The sequence below is a fragment of the Cupriavidus sp. 05N39 genome (assembly GCF_056397325.1).
In genome coordinates this window covers 1-17,018 of record NZ_JBFTNE010000131.1, presented here as the reverse complement: position 1 = coordinate 17,018, position 17,018 = coordinate 1, and the positions used below count along the sequence as shown (strand labels likewise).

Annotated in this window: 14 protein-coding genes and 4 pseudogenes; 11 read left to right on the top strand and 7 right to left on the bottom strand. The window is 59.3% G+C overall.

Annotated elements, in window-relative coordinates; all coding sequences use genetic code 11:
- Nucleotides 1–122 (top strand): annotated as a pseudogene (locus tag AC1DN0_RS36335) (IS630-like element ISCARN39 family transposase); the annotation flags it as partial.
- A 197-nt stretch (nucleotides 123–319) separates the two neighbouring features.
- Here the strand turns inward: AC1DN0_RS36335 and AC1DN0_RS36330 are convergent.
- The 5 genes from AC1DN0_RS36330 to AC1DN0_RS36310 all read right to left on the bottom strand — a co-directional run bounded on the left by AC1DN0_RS36330 (nucleotide 320) and on the right by AC1DN0_RS36310 (nucleotide 5,768).
- Entirely contained in the window at nucleotides 320–862 is a 543-nt protein-coding gene (locus tag AC1DN0_RS36330) for a DUF6496 domain-containing protein (protein ID WP_441633116.1), read from the bottom strand.
- Nucleotides 863–1,297: 435 nt separating this feature from the next.
- Nucleotides 1,298–1,852 carry a DUF6036 family nucleotidyltransferase gene (locus tag AC1DN0_RS36325; RefSeq protein WP_441633114.1) on the bottom strand — a complete coding sequence of 185 codons (555 nt, stop codon included), beginning with the start codon at nucleotides 1,850–1,852 and terminating at the stop codon, nucleotides 1,298–1,300.
- A complete protein-coding gene (locus tag AC1DN0_RS36320; protein WP_441633112.1) occupies nucleotides 1,849–2,541 on the bottom strand; it encodes a helix-turn-helix transcriptional regulator in 693 nt (230 codons plus the stop codon). The genes AC1DN0_RS36325 and AC1DN0_RS36320 overlap by 4 nt, the downstream gene beginning before the upstream one ends.
- A gap of 979 nt (nucleotides 2,542–3,520) precedes the next feature.
- Nucleotides 3,521–3,853 carry a hypothetical protein gene (locus tag AC1DN0_RS36315; protein ID WP_156177179.1) on the bottom strand — a complete coding sequence of 111 codons (333 nt, stop codon included), beginning with the start codon at nucleotides 3,851–3,853 and terminating at the stop codon, nucleotides 3,521–3,523.
- 259 nt (nucleotides 3,854–4,112) lie between these two features.
- The gene (locus AC1DN0_RS36310; RefSeq protein ID WP_441633110.1) at nucleotides 4,113–5,768 is read right to left on the bottom strand and encodes an AMP-binding protein; all 1,656 of its coding nucleotides are present in this window, start codon (nucleotides 5,766–5,768) and stop codon (nucleotides 4,113–4,115) included.
- Between the two features lie 245 nt (nucleotides 5,769–6,013).
- On the opposite strand from AC1DN0_RS36310, the gene AC1DN0_RS36305 reads away from it, so the two are divergent.
- From AC1DN0_RS36305 to AC1DN0_RS36280, 6 genes and pseudogenes are all read left to right on the top strand, one after another.
- Nucleotides 6,014–6,736, top strand: a complete 723-nt coding sequence (locus AC1DN0_RS36305) for a nitroreductase (RefSeq protein ID WP_441633108.1) — start codon at nucleotides 6,014–6,016, stop codon at nucleotides 6,734–6,736.
- A 61-nt stretch (nucleotides 6,737–6,797) separates the two neighbouring features.
- Nucleotides 6,798–8,168: an MFS transporter gene (locus tag AC1DN0_RS36300; protein WP_441633106.1), complete on the top strand. Its 1,371-nt coding sequence runs from the start codon at nucleotides 6,798–6,800 to the stop codon at nucleotides 8,166–8,168.
- 25 nt (nucleotides 8,169–8,193) lie between these two features.
- Complete coding sequence (locus AC1DN0_RS36295; RefSeq protein ID WP_441633104.1) at nucleotides 8,194–8,952, top strand: SDR family NAD(P)-dependent oxidoreductase; 759 nt, start codon at nucleotides 8,194–8,196, stop codon at nucleotides 8,950–8,952.
- A 22-nt stretch (nucleotides 8,953–8,974) separates the two neighbouring features.
- A complete protein-coding gene (locus AC1DN0_RS36290) occupies nucleotides 8,975–10,171 on the top strand; it encodes an acetyl-CoA C-acyltransferase (protein ID WP_441633102.1) in 1,197 nt (398 codons plus the stop codon).
- 69 nt (nucleotides 10,172–10,240) lie between these two features.
- A pseudogene (locus AC1DN0_RS36285) lies at nucleotides 10,241–11,015 on the top strand (enoyl-CoA hydratase).
- 330 nt (nucleotides 11,016–11,345) lie between these two features.
- The gene (locus AC1DN0_RS36280) at nucleotides 11,346–13,043 is read left to right on the top strand and encodes a tannase/feruloyl esterase family alpha/beta hydrolase (protein WP_477146417.1); all 1,698 of its coding nucleotides are present in this window, start codon (nucleotides 11,346–11,348) and stop codon (nucleotides 13,041–13,043) included.
- A gap of 221 nt (nucleotides 13,044–13,264) precedes the next feature.
- On the opposite strand, the gene AC1DN0_RS36275 is transcribed toward AC1DN0_RS36280, so the two are convergent.
- Nucleotides 13,265–13,915 (bottom strand): TetR/AcrR family transcriptional regulator, encoded by a 651-nt coding sequence (locus AC1DN0_RS36275; RefSeq protein WP_400102049.1) that lies wholly within the window; start codon nucleotides 13,913–13,915, stop codon nucleotides 13,265–13,267.
- Between the two features lie 345 nt (nucleotides 13,916–14,260).
- Between AC1DN0_RS36275 and AC1DN0_RS36270 the strand changes: the two genes are divergently transcribed.
- Nucleotides 14,261–15,058, top strand: coding sequence for a Crp/Fnr family transcriptional regulator (locus AC1DN0_RS36270; RefSeq protein ID WP_441633099.1), 798 nt, complete (start codon nucleotides 14,261–14,263; stop codon nucleotides 15,056–15,058).
- 13 nt (nucleotides 15,059–15,071) lie between these two features.
- On the opposite strand, the gene AC1DN0_RS36265 is transcribed toward AC1DN0_RS36270, so the two are convergent.
- Nucleotides 15,072–15,326, bottom strand: coding sequence for a hypothetical protein (locus tag AC1DN0_RS36265; RefSeq protein WP_045239504.1), 255 nt, complete (start codon nucleotides 15,324–15,326; stop codon nucleotides 15,072–15,074).
- Between the two features lie 794 nt (nucleotides 15,327–16,120).
- On the opposite strand from AC1DN0_RS36265, the pseudogene AC1DN0_RS36260 reads away from it, so the two are divergent.
- From AC1DN0_RS36260 to ligD, 3 genes and pseudogenes are all read left to right on the top strand, one after another.
- A pseudogene (locus tag AC1DN0_RS36260) lies at nucleotides 16,121–16,357 on the top strand (PIN domain-containing protein); the annotation flags it as partial.
- Nucleotides 16,311–16,466, top strand: a pseudogene (locus AC1DN0_RS36255) (hypothetical protein); the annotation flags it as partial. The pseudogenes AC1DN0_RS36260 and AC1DN0_RS36255, both read left to right, overlap by 47 nt.
- A gap of 174 nt (nucleotides 16,467–16,640) precedes the next feature.
- Nucleotides 16,641–17,018: non-homologous end-joining DNA ligase LigD (gene ligD / locus AC1DN0_RS36250; RefSeq protein WP_477146418.1), on the top strand; the 378-nt coding region annotated here is incomplete at its 3' end.

Sequence of the window (17,018 nt, the reverse complement as noted above, 5' to 3'; positions counted from 1 at the left end):
TGGCCAACTTCTGCCCACACTCGCTCACCGAACTCAAAACGACCGCCCGCAATCGGCTGCGCAGCGCACAACAACGCGCCAACATCATTGCCGCGTGCTGGAAGCAGGCCGAGTTGTGGTGATGTCATCATTTATACAAGGATCAATAGTGCGAACAGCCGCTGGCCAGCATTCTGGCGTGCGCCTGCCCGCAGGTGTTGAGGCGACGCGAGCAACTCCACTGATAGCCAAGAGAACCCAAACGCGGCACAGCGAATTGCGGCAGGTTTCCGCGGCTGAAGAGGGGCCGCCGCCCTCCCCTGCCTGCTGCTGACTTATGCTAGCGGCCGGCCTGCTTTTTTGTTGCGCGCGTGCGCGCGGCCTTGCGGGCCGCTTCGGAACGGCCGGCCGCCCCCTTGGTGACGGCGGCCTTCTTGGCGGAAGCTGAACGATCGGCCGCGGTGCGTGTGCTTGCCGCGCGCTTGGACTGTGCGGACAGCGCGTGACGCGAAGCGCCTGCTGTGCCTTCCCGCTTGAGTGCCTCAAGAGCAGCGCGGGCGCGCGTATCCTTGCTTTCTGAACTAGCCCGTCGCGGTGCCACCTTGCCGTCGCCACCCTTGGCGGCAGACTTGGTGGGCGTTGACCTGATGCCCACGGACTTGGTCCCCGTCCTTGTAATGTCCTTCTTCGGCGGCACATCAATGCCGGCGCGGCGTGCCTCCGACAAGCCGATCGCTATGGCCTGCTTGGCCGAGCGCACGCCGTGCTTACCCCGGCGCACGGCTTCGATCTCGTCGTGAATGAAATGGCCGCCCTGGGTGGTCGGCGCCTTCCCTGCCCGCTCATCTGCCCTGGCTTGGGCTATGCTCGATGCCCTTGGCATGGTCGTCTCCATGACTTCCCGCGGTTATCCGGTATGGGTCATTGGCAGATGCGAATGTCCGCGGCGCTGATCGGGCCCGCCATCTGCCTGCGGGCTAAAGAAAACAGATGCAAATGCCGTTCCAGGCTTGCCACTTGTCCGGCCACTGCCACGCACAGAGACGACAGTAGTGCTGCCGCGCGCGAGATCTGCACGCCCTATGACGAATTTACAAATTGCTTGCCCGCTAACCATCGCCTCGTTTGGTGATGTGGCGAGCCGCGCCTGAGCCGTCTCCGCGATCGAAAACGGCAAACAGCAACCTATTGATTTAAGGCGGTGTTTTACTACCCCCGGTAAACTGCATAGAAATCAAAGGGACCCCCAGAAGGCGTACGGCGCCGTCGCGGGCTGACCGCCGGTGCACCACGCTCGCTCCTGTCGCTTTCGGTACCGCTATTGCTTTGCGTCTACCTGCGTCTGAGCGATGCCCACCCATCGTTTGACGCGAGCTCGCAGCCGGCCCTTTGCCGCAGTGTCGATCGGCATCTTATCGACCATCGATACGGCCATGTCTGCCTCCACGTAGCCGTGCACCAGCAGCGCCACGTTGAAGTCTCGGTCTTTGTCACGGTTCGCGACGGCCTTGGCCATGAACAGATCGATGGCGCTCAGGCAGTATCCGATGCGGCTGTTAGTAGCATCGTTCTGGATCTTATCGACTCGCCCCAACCATCCGTCAGGCAATACCGCGGTGTCTGGTCCGACGCCTTGCGCGTAGTAGCCATTCGTCTCGTGGAATTGAGAGCCCTCGCCGATCGAGCCATCGATGTCATCCGCCTTCTCGTGAGCATGGAGCGGATAGATGTCGGCCTCCGCCGACGCGGTGAAGACCTCGGGCAGATGTGGATGCCCGCCAAGAAGGGACTGGCTGCCGACGATGACAAACTCGTACTCGTCGGTGATAACGCCCGACGCGCGAATGATGTGCTCGAGATCCTCCCGCTTCATTGTGGTTCTCCATCGGACTCATCTTCGGGCACGTCGCCGATCACCACGCCCTTCTTGAGCGCCTGAACCTGAGAAATCACCTCGCGGCGGACCTCCTCTGGCAGCACGGTTGGCAAGGGTGACGCCTGCCTGAGCTCCTGCGCGCGCTTCGTGCGCCCCAGCGCCCTGCGCCACGCTTTATTGGCCAGGATGTGCTCCCATTCAAGCCAGAGAGAGTCTGAACGAGACGGACCCTTTGCGCGCCAGGCCGCGAGCGTGTTGAGTGCACGCTGACGGAGTTCGGGGTCCTCGCGCAACAACCGAAATGCCCTTTCGTGAAGCGCCATGCTCTGCAGATCCTGGGCCTGGTGAAGCGCCGAATCCGCCCTCACCGTCACCTGAACCTGCGGGCGGCCGCGGTGCGTGTTCGACCCCGCGGAGTTCGGTGGCGCTGGCTGGAATGTGTCTGACACCAACAAAGCGAGGTCACCCGCGACACCGAGAGCCGACATGACGCGGAGTAAGGTGCCGATCGACGGCGTGGGATCGCCAGCTTCGACAGATGCGAGCGTGGTTCGCGAGATGCCTACCTGCTCAGCCAACTGACTCGCCGTCAGCCGCTTAGACTTGCGGAGGCGCCGGAGCCGATCGCCCAGTGTCAAAAGCAACTGGCGCTCGATGAGAGGGTTCGTTTCTTGGCAATGGATCATATGTTCAGTAGACTAGGCAAAAAGCCGCATTTTGTCCAGTATGTTGAACATCTGATGGGTGGCGCCTTCTTCTCCTCGCAGCTAGGGGTCATCGTACTTTTGGTGCGAAATCTGGCGCTAGCAAGCCGGGATGCCGCTTGCGGCAAGGCTTTCCAGGTTACTTGGCACCGCGTACCCACCGATCTCACAGGTAACTGATTGCAAAGGGTTTTCAGGGCAGAACCGCCAGATTTCGCATCAAAAGTATGATGACCCCAGATTTGAGGAAGCTGCGGAGCAGGATCCTGCGTTGTCGTCTCAAAGAACCGTTAGGCCTCAACATTGTTCCGGCGGATCGCTGGTGTAAAGCAACCTGCTCCCTTGGGGATTGGGAATCACGTGGTCACCCCGCCGCTCAAAAATTAATCAGACCCGAGGAGCCCGCCGGGCATCTGGTCCTCGCGCGGTTTGTCCACAGGCTTATCCCGTGGCACGGTGGACAAATGTTACTGCCGCCCACGCCCCTCAGGCCGGACCCGGCTTGAACTTGGTGCGTGTCGTCGGCGCCCGGCGCCTGGCCGTCGCCAGGTGGCGCGTCGCATTGGAAGCGGGTCGTCCTATGCAGCGCGGCCTGGTAGGCGGGATGCCCCGGATCTATGCGCCTGATAGCTGACATGACTGGCACCTCCTCAGAGGATTCTAGTCCGAAAAGGCACGGCGATTATGCCGCCTTCTTGAACACGCCATGTGCTCGTTCTGGTGGACGCCGGCAACGGCGAACGGTTGCCGCCGGCAAGACCGATGAGCCAGCGTACGGCCTACCGGATTCGTCGTTTGGCTCGTAGAAGGCCATAGCCGGTAACGGCAAGGCCCTGGACGCGCACACCACAGGGTACACCGTTTGGACATGCAGGACTGAAGGTAGACCTCCCCCCAACAGGCCGTTGCCGACCCGTTGCCGTCATTCGCGTCCGGCGGATGGGACGACCGTTCCCAAAGTCTAACGGTCGTTGGTGGCTTGCACTGCCGGCAGGACTGCCTTCAGCGCTGCGGCCAATTCAGGTGCCCTTGCTTCATCTCTCAGGATCCTTGTCAGCCATGCCTCAAAGGTAGCCAATCTCGCTTGCTTCAGGTGTTGAGCTGCAAGGGCAAGCAACCCCTTGTTGTCATAGATGGTCAGTAGGCTACGCAAGTCCCCACATGCCAATGCGTCCTGAATCTTTTGAGTTGCTCCCGCGGCGAGGCCTGCGACATCCAGGCTTGCGGTCTGAGCGCTGTACTCCGCAATTAGCTCGCCGACACTTTTGGGGCCGGAAAGGTTGATCTTTTTCAACGTCCGATCGATTCGACGGCGACAGAACCTCACGACGACCTCGGCGGCTGCTGCCGGCGACTGCAAGGTGGCGAAGATAGCCGCCCTCAGTTTGGATATGGGTCCGAAATATGGTTTCCCCACATGCCCGACTCGGGTGACCAAGCTTGCCCTATGCGGCTGGGGAGCTCCATCTCGCCACAGCTGGCCTGCCCGCGTCGCTTTGCGTGGTGGATTCCACGACGAGCCGCCGGCTCGGGATGGAGATTCTGCCAAGGACCTAAACGTTCGAAAGGTCCGTAATGGCTTCGCGGCTTCCCGCCAGTTCCCGCAATCTGAATTTCTGAATCTTGCCCGTTCCCGTCTTTGGAAGTACCCCGTAAATGACCCTCACCGGGCACTTGTAGTGGGCCAGGTGCTCACGACAGAAGCGGATGATGTCAGCTTGGTCTGGGGCAGCGACGCCGGGCCTCAGCTCGATGAACGCGCAAGGTGACTCTCCCCACTTCGCGTCTGGTTGAGCGACTACAGCAGCGATCAGGACAGCCGGATGCCGATGGAGAACGTCTTCGACTTCCACCGAAGAAATGTTCTCACCACCAGAGATGATGACGTCCTTCGAGCGGTCCGTAATCTGGATATAGCCGTCCGGATGCATCACAGCGACGTCGCCTGTGTGGAACCAGCCCCCATTGAATGCGCTGGCAGTGGCCTCGGGATTCTTGAGGTAGCCCTTCATCACGATGTTGCCGCGGAGCAAGAGCTCACCTTGAGTTTTGCCATCCCGGGGCACAGGCTCGCAAGTGACTGGGTCAGCAACACGAAGGTCTTCCAAGCCGGAGGCCCGATTGCCCTGGCGAGCCATGAGGCGCGCTTTCTCATCCATCGGCTTATCGCTCCATGCCGGGTTGATGAAGCTGCTCACCGGGGTGCCGGATGCTTCCGTAATGCCGTAGACGTGTTCAACTTCGAACCCCATCTCGATCACTGACTTCAGCACTGCTGCAGGCGGCGGTGAGCCGGCCGTTCTAACTCGGACAGTACGCTGCAGTTGACAACGCTCAGCATCAGAACAGTTGGCGAGCGATGCCAATACGATCGGTGCTGCGCAGAAGTGATCCACGTCATGCTGCTTGATGGCGCCAAAGATATTCGCCGCGGTCACCTTTCGCAGGCAGACGTGCGTGCCGGCAGCGGCGGTGATCGCCCACGCGAAGCACCAGCCATTTGCGTGGAACAGGGGAAGCGTCCACAGATACACCGGCCGACGGGGCATGCCCCAATCCGTGAGTTGGAGCATGCTCATCAGGTAGGCGCCCCGATGGCTTGGTACGACGCCCTTCGGGTCCGATGTGGTGCCGGATGTGTAGTTCAAGGCGATCGCGTCCCATTCCTCCTCCGGCCATACGCCCGGAAAGTCAGCGTCACCTTCAGCGAGGAAGGTTTCGTACTCCATCTCGCCGATCAGATCGCCGGTGGGTGCTTCGATGTCAGCGATGTCGATGACCAGTGGCTTGTTCTCAATCTGTTCGATCGCTTTTGCGGCGAGCGAAGAGAACTCCCTGTCGACAAAGAGAACCTTGCATTCGCCGTGGCGCAGGATAAAGCGGACGCCTTCGGCATCCAGCCGGCAGTTGATCGCATTGAGCACTGCGCCCGACAGCGGGATGCCGTGATGTGCCTCGACCATGGCGGGAGTGTTGGGCGCGAGAATCGAAACCGTATCTCCACGCTTGATGCCCCGCTTGACGAGCGCGCTCGCCAGGCGCAGGCAGCGTTCTCGTGTTTGCTTCCACGTTTGCCGCATCGAGCCGTGAATGATCGCGATGTGATCGGGATATTGGTCGGCGCACCGATCAAGGAAGTGGAGCGGTGTCAGCGGGAGGTGATTTGCAGGGGTACGGCCAAGCCCGCTCTGATAAATGTTTCCGGTCATAGCGATGTCTCCACGTCGGGTTATGAATGCACGGCCCTGAGGGGTTCCCCGTTCCTCAAGCCACATCCCAATCTAGCGTTGGTCCAACGGGGTGAATGTCACCCCTGAGACATTTCCATGCGTCGAGTTCCGACCTTCAAAGAGGGAAACGATTGTCGGCTGCAAGACATTGGGGCTGAGAAACGCTCGCTAATCTGAATTCTAAGTGGACGCGAGGTCCGCATGACACTTGAGCGAGGTAGTAGATGGAACGAGCTGGACCGCCACCGGATGAACTTTCATCGATCCGGTCGGCTGTGGAATGGGCAATTGCTACGCGACGTAGCGTTCGCGCCTATCTTCCGAAACCTGTCCCACACGAGACCATCAAGGCAATTCTTGATGTGTCGCGCTATGCGGCGACGGGGGTGAACATTCAACCCTGGAAGGTACACGTGGTCATGGGCGACGCCCGAGACCGGGTCTGCGCCGCAATCGCCAAAGTCGACAACGATCCCGAGTTGGCGGATGCGCATGCCGATGAATGGGCCTACTACCCAGAAGAGTGGGTGTCGCCCTATATCGACAGGCGTCGTGACATCGGATGGAAGCTCTATGGCCTTCTTGGCATCGAGAAGGGTGACAAGCAGAGGATGCACGCGCAGCACGGCAGGAACTACCAGTTCTTCGATGCACCTGTTGGGCTGTTCTTCACGATCGACCGCGTGATGCAGCGCGGCAGTCTCCTCGACTACGGGATGTTCCTGCAGAACATCATGGTTGTCGCGCGTACCTACGGTCTGAGCACCTGCCCTCAGGCCGCCTTCATGAAGTACCACAAGATCATCGAGCAAGAGCTTGGCTTGCCGCCAGAAGAAATGTTCCTGGTGGGCATGAGCCTGGGCTACGCCGACGAGAGTCGCATTGAGAACTCGCTCGTCTCTGAAAGGGCGCCTTCTTCCACCTTTACGGTTTATCACGCCACCTAGCTTTACCCGCAGATGGACCAATAGTACCACCAACGATATCCAATCTCAAATGGAGGAGACCATGAGTAACGAAGTTGATGTTCAAAGGATCACACAGAACGCGAGATTCTCGCGCTTCCATGGCTTGATCCTGTTCTGGTGTGTCCTGATTCTCGTGCTCGACGGATACGACTTGGCCGTTGTGGGCGCGGCATTACCGTCCATCATGAAACAGATGGGGGTGGATGCAGCAAAGGCCGGATTCATGGCGAGCTCGGCCCTGTTCGGCATGATGTTTGGGGCGATTTACCTCGGCACGCTGGCCGACAAGATCGGCCGGCCTGTGTCGATTTGCGTATGCATCGCGCTGTTCAGTTTCTTCACAGCCGCGGCCGGACTGACGCACGATCCGTTGAGCTTCAGCATTACCCGGTTCTTCGCAGGTCTCGGGATTGGCGGCGTGCTTCCCATCGTGACTGCTCAGATGGGTGAATATGCTCCGCGCAAGATCCGAGCCCGTCTCGTCACCCTGGTGTTCGCTGGGTACTCGATCGGCGGCATCCTTGTGGCGCTCACCGGCAAGCAACTGATTGAAGCCTATGGCTGGCAGTCCGTGTTCTTCATCGCCGGCACGCCCATCCTGATCATTCCCTTCGTCTTGCTGACCATGCCTGATTCGCTGGCGTTTCTGGTGCAGCGAAACCGTGCCGAGAAGCTCGTACAACTGATCAGGAAGATCGCGCCGGAGGTTCAAGTCAGTAGCCAAGACCGGTTCGTCATGCCCCAAGAGGCGATGGTGACCAAAGCCCCGGTGGCCAAGCTGTTTCAGGACGGACGTGGATTCAGCACAGTCATGATCTGGGTCGCCTTCTTCATGGGGCTGTTCATGGTGTACTCGTTGAGTTCGTGGCTCACAAAGTTGATGGCCATGTCGGGCTATAGCCTTGGGTCCGCACTTACCTTTGTGTTGGTTTTCAACATTGGTGCCGTGGTCGGTGCTGTGGGTGGTGGTTGGCTGGGCGACAAGTACAACATCAAATATGTACTGGTGGCCTTCTACGCGACCGGTGCAGTGTCGCTGGCGTTGATGGGTTACACGAAATCGACTGAGCTGCTCTTCCTTGTCGTGTTCGTCGTCGGTGCCTCGACCCTTGGAACACAGCTCCTGGCGTACGCATACGCCGGTGAGTTTTACCCCGCTTCGATTCGCTCGACCGGTGTGGGCTTTGCCTCCGGTATCGGCCGCCTCGGAGCGATCGCCGCACCCGTGCTGATCGGCATGCTGGTGGCGATGCGACTGCCTCTGGAGCAGAACTTCTTGGCGATCGGCCTTGCCGGCGTATTGGGCACCGTCGCGGTCATGATGATCGACCATCGCCGCAGCGCGGCCAACACACATGGCGCGGAAGCGCTTCCCTCACACTCCGACATCCCTTCGTCGGCAAGCAGTTGACCCATCACCCTCAGGAAATCATCCGATGCAGATCAGTAACAACGTATTCGTCGTAACCGGCGGCGGCTCTGGACTGGGAGCCGCAACTGCCCGATTGCTCTCTGAGCAAGGGGGCAAGGTGGTGATCGTCGACCTCGATCTGGAGGCCGCCGAAGCGATGGCTGAGGAACTCCGCTGCGCGTCTGTCTGTGCCGACGTGACGAGCGAAGAGGGAGCAAAAGACGTATTCAAAGCAGCAACCGCGCTGGGAACATTGCGCGGCCTGGTGAACTGCGCCGGTATCGCGCCCGCGGAGAAGGTAGTAGGCAAGCAGGGGCCGCACGCAATGAGTTCCTTCTTGCGCACCCTCAACATAAACCTGGGCGGCACGTTCAATATGGTTCGGCTGGCCGCCGAAATCATGCAACAGGAGCCACCCGACGACAATGGCGAGCGCGGTGTGATCATCAACACTGCGTCGGTTGCTGCGTTCGACGGCCAGATTGGGCAGGCCGCCTACGCCGCCTCGAAGGGCGGTGTGGTTGCGATGACCTTGCCGCTCGCGCGGGAGTTGGCCAGGTCCGGAATTCGGGTCGTGACGATTGCTCCAGGGATCATGGAAACCCCGATGCTGCTCAAGATGCCAGCCGATGTGCAAGAGGCGCTGGGTCGGTTCGTTCCGTTTCCTTCGCGCTTGGGTAAGGCGACGGAGTTCGCCGGTCTGGTCGAGCACGTGCTTGGCAATGGCTACTTGAATGGCGAGGTCATCCGGCTCGATGGCGCCATCCGGATGGCGGCAAAGTAAATCACCAGAACGGAGACCGAACATGAGTACAAACGATCCAGTCGTCATTCTGTCCGCCGCACGCACGCCGATCGGTGGCTTCCAAGGAGATCTCGCAAGCCTGACAGCCCCGGAACTGGGCGGGTTCGCTATTCGCGCAGCTGTTGAGCGCGCGCGTATCGATGCTGGCGCGATCCAGGAACTGCTGATGGGTTGCGTTCTCCCCGCCGGCGTTGGTCAGGCTCCTACGCGTCAAGCCTGCCTGAACGCGGGCCTTGCTGAATCGGTGACGTGTACGACGATCAGCAAGGTGTGCGGATCCGGCATGAAAGCCGTGATGCTGGCGCATGATTCGATCGCCGCTGGTACCAACGACGTGATGGTTGCTGGGGGCATGGAGTCGATGACGAACGCCCCCTATCTGCTGCCCAAAGCGCGCAAAGGGTATCGGCTCGGCCACGGGCAGTTGCTGGACCACATGTTCTTCGATGGACTGGAAGACCACTATCAAAATGACACACGCGGCCGGCTGATGGGTACGTTCGCCGAGGACTGTGCCGAGCGCTATGGCTTCTCGCGCGAAGCCCAGGACGAATGGGCCATTCTCTCGACCCAGCGTGCGAAGGCGGCGATCGAACGCGGTGATTTCGCATGGGAAACAACGCCGGTCATGGTCCAAGGTCGGACGGGCGAGGTCACGCTGCAGAGCGATGAGCAGCCGCCAAAGGTCAACCTTGAGAAGATTCCCTCGTTGAAGCCAGCCTTCAAAAAAGGGGGGACGGTGACGCCGGCGAACTCAAGCTCGATTTCGGACGGCGCTGCTGCGTTGGTGCTGGCGCGGGAATCGACTGCCAGGAAGCTGGGTGTGCAGCCACTCGCCCGAATCGTTGGCCACGCAACACATGCACAAGCACCGGCGGAGTTCACCACCGCTCCGGTAGGGGCCATCCAAAAGCTGCTTGGTCAGACCGGCTGGTCGACCGCAGATGTCGGTTTGTGGGAAATCAACGAGGCGTTCGCTGTAGTCACGATGGCGGCGATTCATGACCTGCGCTTGGACCCTGAGACCGTCAACGTTCATGGTGGAGCGTGCGCTCTTGGGCATCCCATCGGTGCGTCTGGCGCACGGATCCTTGTGACACTTCTTGGCGCCCTCAGGAAGGCGGAAAAGAAGCGTGGCGTGGCAAGCCTTTGCATCGGCGGCGGTGAGGCAACGGCGGTTGCGGTCGAGCTGTTGTAAGGAAAGGCCATCTGCCTCGCATTCGACGCGAGGCAGGTGGCGTCGTGAAGTTGTTGGTCGGAGCCAAATGTGAGTGAAGTGGTTTTGCGAAAGACAATCGACCGGGTCGGTTTCATTCAGATCAACCGCCCGGAAGCGCTGAATGCGCTCAATGACGATGTCATGGACGGAATTGGTGCTGCTGTTGATGCGTACGAGCGGGACGACAACATCGGATGCATCGTCCTGACCGGCAATGAGCGCGCGTTTGCAGCGGGTGCGGATGTTGCGCACATGAAGGATTTCGATTTCCAGAAGGTCTACAAAGGCAACTTCATCTCGAGAAATTGGGAGAAGGTTCGGGAGGCGAGAGAACCAGTTTTGGCCGCGGTGTCGCGGTTACGCGTTGGGTGGCGGATGCGAATAGGCGATGATGTGCGATCTGATCTTTGCCTCGGATGCGGCACGGTTCGGACAGCCCGAAATCAAGATTGGAACGATGCCTGGTGCTGGCGGAACGCAACGCCTGCCACGGCTTGTCGGCAAAGCCAAGGCAATGGACCTGTGTCTGACCTCGCGCATGGTTGATGCGGCCGAGGCTGAGCGTTGGGGCATTGTCTCGCGGGTCTATCCCTGCGATCGACTACTCGACGAAACGCTGGAAGCTGCCAAGCTGATTGCCAATTACTCGTTACCTGTAGTCATGATGTTCAAGGAATCGATCAATCGGGCATACGAGGCATCTTTGGCTGAGGGCCTGCTCTTCGAGAGCGGCGCCTTTCATTCCACGTTTGGACTTGATGACCAGAAGGAAGGGATGTCCGCCTTCCTGTCGAAACGGCAACCAACGTTCAAGCACCGCTGACAGCGGGTGAATGCTTAAGGTGTCGAGACCACAGAGCGGGCGGCATTCCAGAACGAAAACGACTGCCAGCTTGAACAAGGTTTTCTGTACATCAAGGAGTGGCCCAACCTGAATATGGCAGGGCTACTCCAGCATCTTCGACTGAATACGGCTCGAAATTTCCAATCGTCTTGCGCAAGACAATCCTGAGCAGGCCCGATCGGTATGGTCGTCATCGAGGTGCTTCGCCGCCATGCTCGTCAGTGACGACGTACCTCGCAGGACTATTTACTTGAACGAAAGCGACTCGTGGACAACTAGAAGTCCCGGCGTCTGCTAGGAGACAACGTCATGAAGTTCACCAAAGTCAGGCCGCAATGGCYTGCACCCACTGTGGCAACGCTATCGGCCTTGCTCGTCGTTGGTTGTGGAGGAGGCAGCGACTCTGTCGTAGCCGATGCCACGCCCCAGTTGACGCCAGCGCAGCAGTGCGCGGCGCTTCAAGGTTCAGCCGTACCAGCCTCCGCGATTGGTTTGCCAACGACTGGCGCCACGATCGCGTCGGCGACGCTCATTGCTGCGACGGCGTCGGGCAATACAAATGGCGAGTTCTGCAAGGTCTTGGGGGGGATTCATCCCGTGGACCCGGCCGCGCCGGACATCAAGTTCGAAGTTGATTTGCCGTCCACTTGGAACGGGAAATCTGTTCACTTCGGTGGTGGTGGGCTTGACGGGTCTGTCCCGGCCACAACAGGCTTCACAAAAACCGGCCTCACATCCTATGGCGAACCGAAGGGGGTTCTGACTCCGCTGGCGCGCGGATATGTGACGCTTGGCAGCGATAGCGGGCATGAAGGAAGCTTTGGGGATGGCCGGTTCGCTCAGAACGATGAGGCGTTGGCGAACTATGCCGGCGACCACATCAAGAAAACGCATGATGTCGCTCTGTTTTTAACCAAGCAGCGCTACGGGGCGACGTTCGCGCATAGCTACTACATTGGTGGCTCTGGCGGCGGTCGTCAGGCGCTTATCGCTGCGCAGAAGTACGCCTCAGACTACGATGGCATCATTTCGACTTATCCCGCGTCCGGGATCATGGGGCTGGCCTTCCAAATGGGGCGCATCTCTCAGGCGTCACTTGCCCGAGGCGGCTTCATCAACGCAAACAAGGCCGCTATGCTCAAGAAGGCTGTGATGTCGGCCTGTGACAGTTTGGACGGCGCGACAGACGGCCTGATCAGCAATCCGAGTCCTTGTACGTTCGATCCGGCGACTGTGCGATGCCCGGGGGGCGCCGACACGGGCGACACTTGCCTGTCTGACGCCCAGATCAGCACTGTCAATACCATGGCCACGCCGCTGAAGACGAACTTTGATTTCGCAAACGGTATTCACAGCATTCCGGGTTACAACATCCTCGCAGGCACCGATTTCTGGAGTGGCTTCTTGTTACCGCTGGGGGACTCTCCAGCAGACGCCGTACTGGACCCTGGGACAAATGCAACTGCACAATGGTCGTTCTTCTATGCCTTCCCGAATAGCCTCGTGCGATACGCTATTGCAAGGGATCCCTCGCTCGATTTGATGTCCTTCAACTTCACGGATCCAGGGTTGCTCACCGCTAGGACACAGACGGTGAGTCAAATGATGGACTCCACGACTGTCAACCTGGACAACTTCAAGAACCGAGGTGGGAAGGTGATCCTTCAGCACGGGCAATCCGACCAGTTCATTCCGGCTCAAATGTCGATTGACTACTACAACCGATTGCTGGCGAACTATGGGCAGAATGCGTTGTCGTCATTCCTCAAGTTCTATCTGGTTCCCGGTGCCGCACATGGCACGGGCGGGCAGTTTGAGGCGGCATATGATGGGCTGACTGCTTTGGACAACTGGGTCACGAAAGGCACGGCTCCGCAAAATCTCGTCGTTACCGACTTGAACCCGCCCACTGCGGGACGCACTCGGCCTCTGTGCGAGTACCCCAAGTGGCCAAAGTACGTCAGCGGGGACGTGAACGCCGCATCAAGCTATACGTGCTCCAATTGATCCACTGCCTGTGACAATATTGTCACAGGCGGATCAAGTCACTTCACAACTTCAGTCCTCTTGTGCTGCCGGCCGAAAACACGAGGCCGGCAGCACATCCGCTAAGCGCAAGAGGCTTGTAGAGGTAGTCGGCGCGACAGAAATCCTTGCGGAAGGCGAGGTCGGGGGTTGAGATCGTCCTCCGCTAGCCGGTAGAGACGGTCGATTCCTGAAGGAAGCGACTACACAGTCGGAATCCTATAGGCGGGCGCCTGTAAGCCTGAAACCCCTCGCAGACAAAAAGTGATGATGGCCGAGCCGTGGGCGGCTGCCTGGACAGCATCGGCTGTAGCGTTGTTGGTGAGCGGTGCCACCAGGCCTTCGAAAAGGCAGCCGACTATGCAGTCGGCTGATGCGGCGGCATCCTGTGCAGGGAACTCGCCATTCGCCATACCCTGCTCAATGATCGTCTTGAATACCCTGGCCAGTGCTCGGTGATAAGTGAGCCGGGCAGCCTCGACATCTGGCTCAACAGGTTCAGCAACTAGGGCGTAGGCTAAGCGTCGGCCTCGCAAGGCGCGACTCGCGAACGTCCATGCGGCCGCACCAAGACGTTCTAGTGCGGTCCCATCACGCATGGCGATACCAGCTACGACGTCGACTTCCCGTTGCGCCGTCGTTTTCACGAGTTCGACCAACAACTCGGTCTTGGACGGAAAGTAGCGGTACAACGTGCCGATCGCGATGCCTGCAGCCTCGGCAATCAACGACATCTGGGCTTCTCGGAACCCAGATTCCGCCACCAAATCTCGTGCGGCTTGGAGGATCAACGGATGTTTGTCGGCACCCCGCCGGCGAATCCGAATGCGCGGAGGGCTATGTGGAATTTCCATTTCAGTTATGCCTGCTTTTCGACGAGCAATTGTGCAGTACACCGCTCACCTTTATGGTGGCCATTATAGCGCTCTCCGTACAAACACCTAGCCGTGCTTCGCTTGACAGTATCCCTTTCGGGCCATAATCTAAAGCGAATCCAGATTTCACTTAACGGAACGTCGAATCCCACTCGATCCCGACAGCTTCCCAGGTCGGAGGTCTGCCAAGGAACTGGAAGACTGGACTTCTGCACAGTGCTTGCCACATGCCAGCGGTATCAAGTCGGCGACGGGTGCTCAGCGCAAACAGGTGATCATGCAACTGCGCAATACTGGCTCCAAATGATGAACCACGTGAATGGCATGCAAGCCAAGCGAGCGGAACCGATGCGAGTTTCGCCCGTCGTCCTCTCGAAATCCAGCAGCTTGGTCGACTCCACCTTGCAGAATCGCAATGATGGTTTTTGCAAGCCTGGCCATCTAAGTCTGGAGGCGTTTCTTTTGCAGGCGCCCTGGTGCTCGAATCTGACCTCTGAGCAGAAGACTCGAGTTATGCGTGATAGCTTTGACCGATCCTACGATGCTGGTGCTGTTGCGTGCCATCGAGGGGATCCTGCCGACCACTGGCTTGCGGTGATGGAAGGGATCGTGAAGGTCGATACCGCCTCGAGAGAGGGGCGGGTTATCACATTTGCGGGCGTTCCTGCCGGCTCGTGGTTCGGTGAGGGTGTTGTGCTGAAAGACGAGCCACGGCCCTATTCTGTTGTTGCGATCCGGGATAGTCGCCTAGCATTCGTACCCAAGTCGACATTCCTTTGGCTCCTTGAGCAGAGCCACTCGTTCAGCAGATACGTGATCGACCAACTCAACGCTCGATGTGGCTACTACGTTGGACTGGTGCACAACCTTCGGCTGCATGAAGCATCTGCGCGGGTGGCATTCTGTTTGGCAGAGCTTTTCAATCAGCAGCTCTATCCAGCCACGGACAAGACGTTGGGCTTCTCCCAGGAGGAAATTGGGAGGCTTTGCGGGCTTTCAAGGCAGAACACGAATCGGGCCATCCGCGAACTGGAAGATGCAGGGTTAGTGGTTGCTGAGTATGGGTCGATTCAGATACTGGATTTGGCGGCATTGCGTAGATTCGCACACTCCGGGGATTGAAGAGGCGCAACTGTTATCGGGTCCGCACGCTGATGCGCGAGGCGGATTTGCGCGCGCGATGGAAGACGTCCAACGCAAAGTCCTTGTGCCCGCAGCGCATGCTCATGCCACCGACAACGATCGGTCGACGCCCGCCCACAAAGGGCACATTCGGATCGACGGGTCGCTGCAGCCCCTCCTGGAGGAGTTCCTTCGAGTGGAAGGCGTATTCCGGGTACCGCTCTGGCAGCAGCCAGAATCCCGGCTCGGGCACCCAAAGCGCCTCCATGGCCGGGCTTGGCCGGATGAAGGACGCGCCCCAGGCATGAGGGGTTGCGGCTCCAGTCGGGTGGGCGGCAGCGGCAGGGCAAGACCACGGTCTGCGGGCTCGGTCTCAATGCGGAGAAGCCATAGTGCACGGTAGTCCAGCATCGTACATTATTTCGGAGATTGCAACACGTTCAAACGGTATATCGATGTCCGCACCAATCAATGGATTTAGTAGCGCTATCTGTGACTGGTGCTCCCAGACATGCGCGGCCTCTTTTTCTGATCGAAGACCGTCCCTATGGGCGGGTAATCATGCAGGTCTAGGGCTTCGCAGACCTGCGCTCGAGAGAGCCCTCGACCACCTCGCCAGGCTGGAGATCCCGGCTCTCACGGTGGTCCAGGGCGGCTGCGTCGGCGGAGGACTCGAACGCGAAAGGCCCACGTCATCGGTCACAGCCCAACCATCAGGGGTCTTGATGGTGCAGGCGAATCGATTGCGCCGCCCATTACGCGTCCAAGCTCGAACTGTTCGGCGATACGGGGCCAAACGGCCGTTTATTGGCTCTCACGGGACGCTCTGCGGGTAGAGGCCGGATGCCCGCTTGTCGGGCCAAAGCGGACGATTGCGGATTGCCACGGGTTGCGGTTGATTTGCTGCTTTTGGCGCCAATGAGCGAGCTACCGTTATCGGGCCAGGTTCGATAATTCACCGGAGCAGTGTAGGATTGGGGCTTTTCCGCGGTCCTGCTTGAAGGCGCAAATGGCGTCTACAGAGTTGAATGCGGCGTTGCTCATCGAGCTGCTGCCCTTCATATGACCAAGAAGCTCTTGCTGGTGGACTACGAGAACGTCCACAAGGTTGACCTCTCGCTACTGGACAACAGCTACAGCGCTATCATCTTTGTAGGGGCGAAGCAGAACCCACCCAAGACGGCAAGGAAGTCGTCGACCGCACATAGGTTCCAGCGAGTTGACTTCCACAAGATCGAGGGTAGTGGGAAGAATGCGCTGGACTTCCACATTGCGTTCCAGCTTGGCCGCACGATCGAGACTGCACCGCAAACGGAGTGCTTTCTTCTATCGACGGACAAAAGCTTTGACCCGTTGCTTAGCCGCCCGATGGGTCAGGCCGAAGCTGGTGGCCGAGATCTCGTTCGCCGAGTGGACCAAAGAAGGCCGAATCCGGCATCCCGTCTTCCATGCCTTGCGCGCTGACAAGGCCGCGGGCAACGTGACAAGGGAGCGGCCTGTCGATGTAGAACAGCCCCTGCCTCGGCCAGCGCGCTCAGTCAAGGTATCCAACGCGGAACGTGTGATTGACCCGTCGAGCGGAATGACGAAAGGTGACCTGATCGGTTTCTACGAAGCCATCGCGCCGCACATGCTGCCTCATCTCCGCGGGCGCCCTGTGTCCTTGGTACGCGGGCCAACGGGCATCGACGGCGAGCTGTTCTTTCAGAAGCACGCCGAGACCGTAAAGATCCCGGGGATCAACGTCCTTGATGCCAGCCTATGGGCTGGGCACCCGCCACTCCTGGAGATCTCCAGCCAAACGGCCATAGTCGCCGCAGCGCAACTGAACGTGATCGAGTTCCATACGTGGAATGCGAACAAGCGTGCCATCGACAAGCCGGATCGCGTCATCTTCGATCTGGACCCCGGTGATGGCGTGTCATGGCGGCACATGCTTGACGCCGCCATGCTGACGAAG

Excerpts from the sequence above, each read along its gene's own strand:
- AC1DN0_RS36330 (WP_441633116.1), bottom strand. The coding sequence starts at position 862 with ATGCCAAGGGCATCGAGCATAGCCCAAGCCAGGGCAGATGAGCGGGCA.
- AC1DN0_RS36325 (WP_441633114.1), bottom strand. The coding sequence starts at position 1,852 with ATGAAGCGGGAGGATCTCGAGCACATCATTCGCGCGTCGGGCGTTATC.
- AC1DN0_RS36320 (WP_441633112.1), bottom strand. The coding sequence starts at position 2,541 with ATGATCCATTGCCAAGAAACGAACCCTCTCATCGAGCGCCAGTTGCTT.
- AC1DN0_RS36310 (WP_441633110.1), bottom strand. The coding sequence starts at position 5,768 with ATGACCGGAAACATTTATCAGAGCGGGCTTGGCCGTACCCCTGCAAAT.
- AC1DN0_RS36305 (WP_441633108.1), top strand. The coding sequence starts at position 6,014 with ATGGAACGAGCTGGACCGCCACCGGATGAACTTTCATCGATCCGGTCG.
- AC1DN0_RS36300 (WP_441633106.1), top strand. The coding sequence starts at position 6,798 with ATGAGTAACGAAGTTGATGTTCAAAGGATCACACAGAACGCGAGATTC.
- AC1DN0_RS36295 (WP_441633104.1), top strand. The coding sequence starts at position 8,194 with ATGCAGATCAGTAACAACGTATTCGTCGTAACCGGCGGCGGCTCTGGA.
- AC1DN0_RS36290 (WP_441633102.1), top strand. The coding sequence starts at position 8,975 with ATGAGTACAAACGATCCAGTCGTCATTCTGTCCGCCGCACGCACGCCG.
- AC1DN0_RS36275 (WP_400102049.1), bottom strand. The coding sequence starts at position 13,915 with ATGGAAATTCCACATAGCCCTCCGCGCATTCGGATTCGCCGGCGGGGT.
- AC1DN0_RS36270 (WP_441633099.1), top strand. The coding sequence starts at position 14,261 with ATGCAAGCCAAGCGAGCGGAACCGATGCGAGTTTCGCCCGTCGTCCTC.
- AC1DN0_RS36265 (WP_045239504.1), bottom strand. The coding sequence starts at position 15,326 with ATGGAGGCGCTTTGGGTGCCCGAGCCGGGATTCTGGCTGCTGCCAGAG.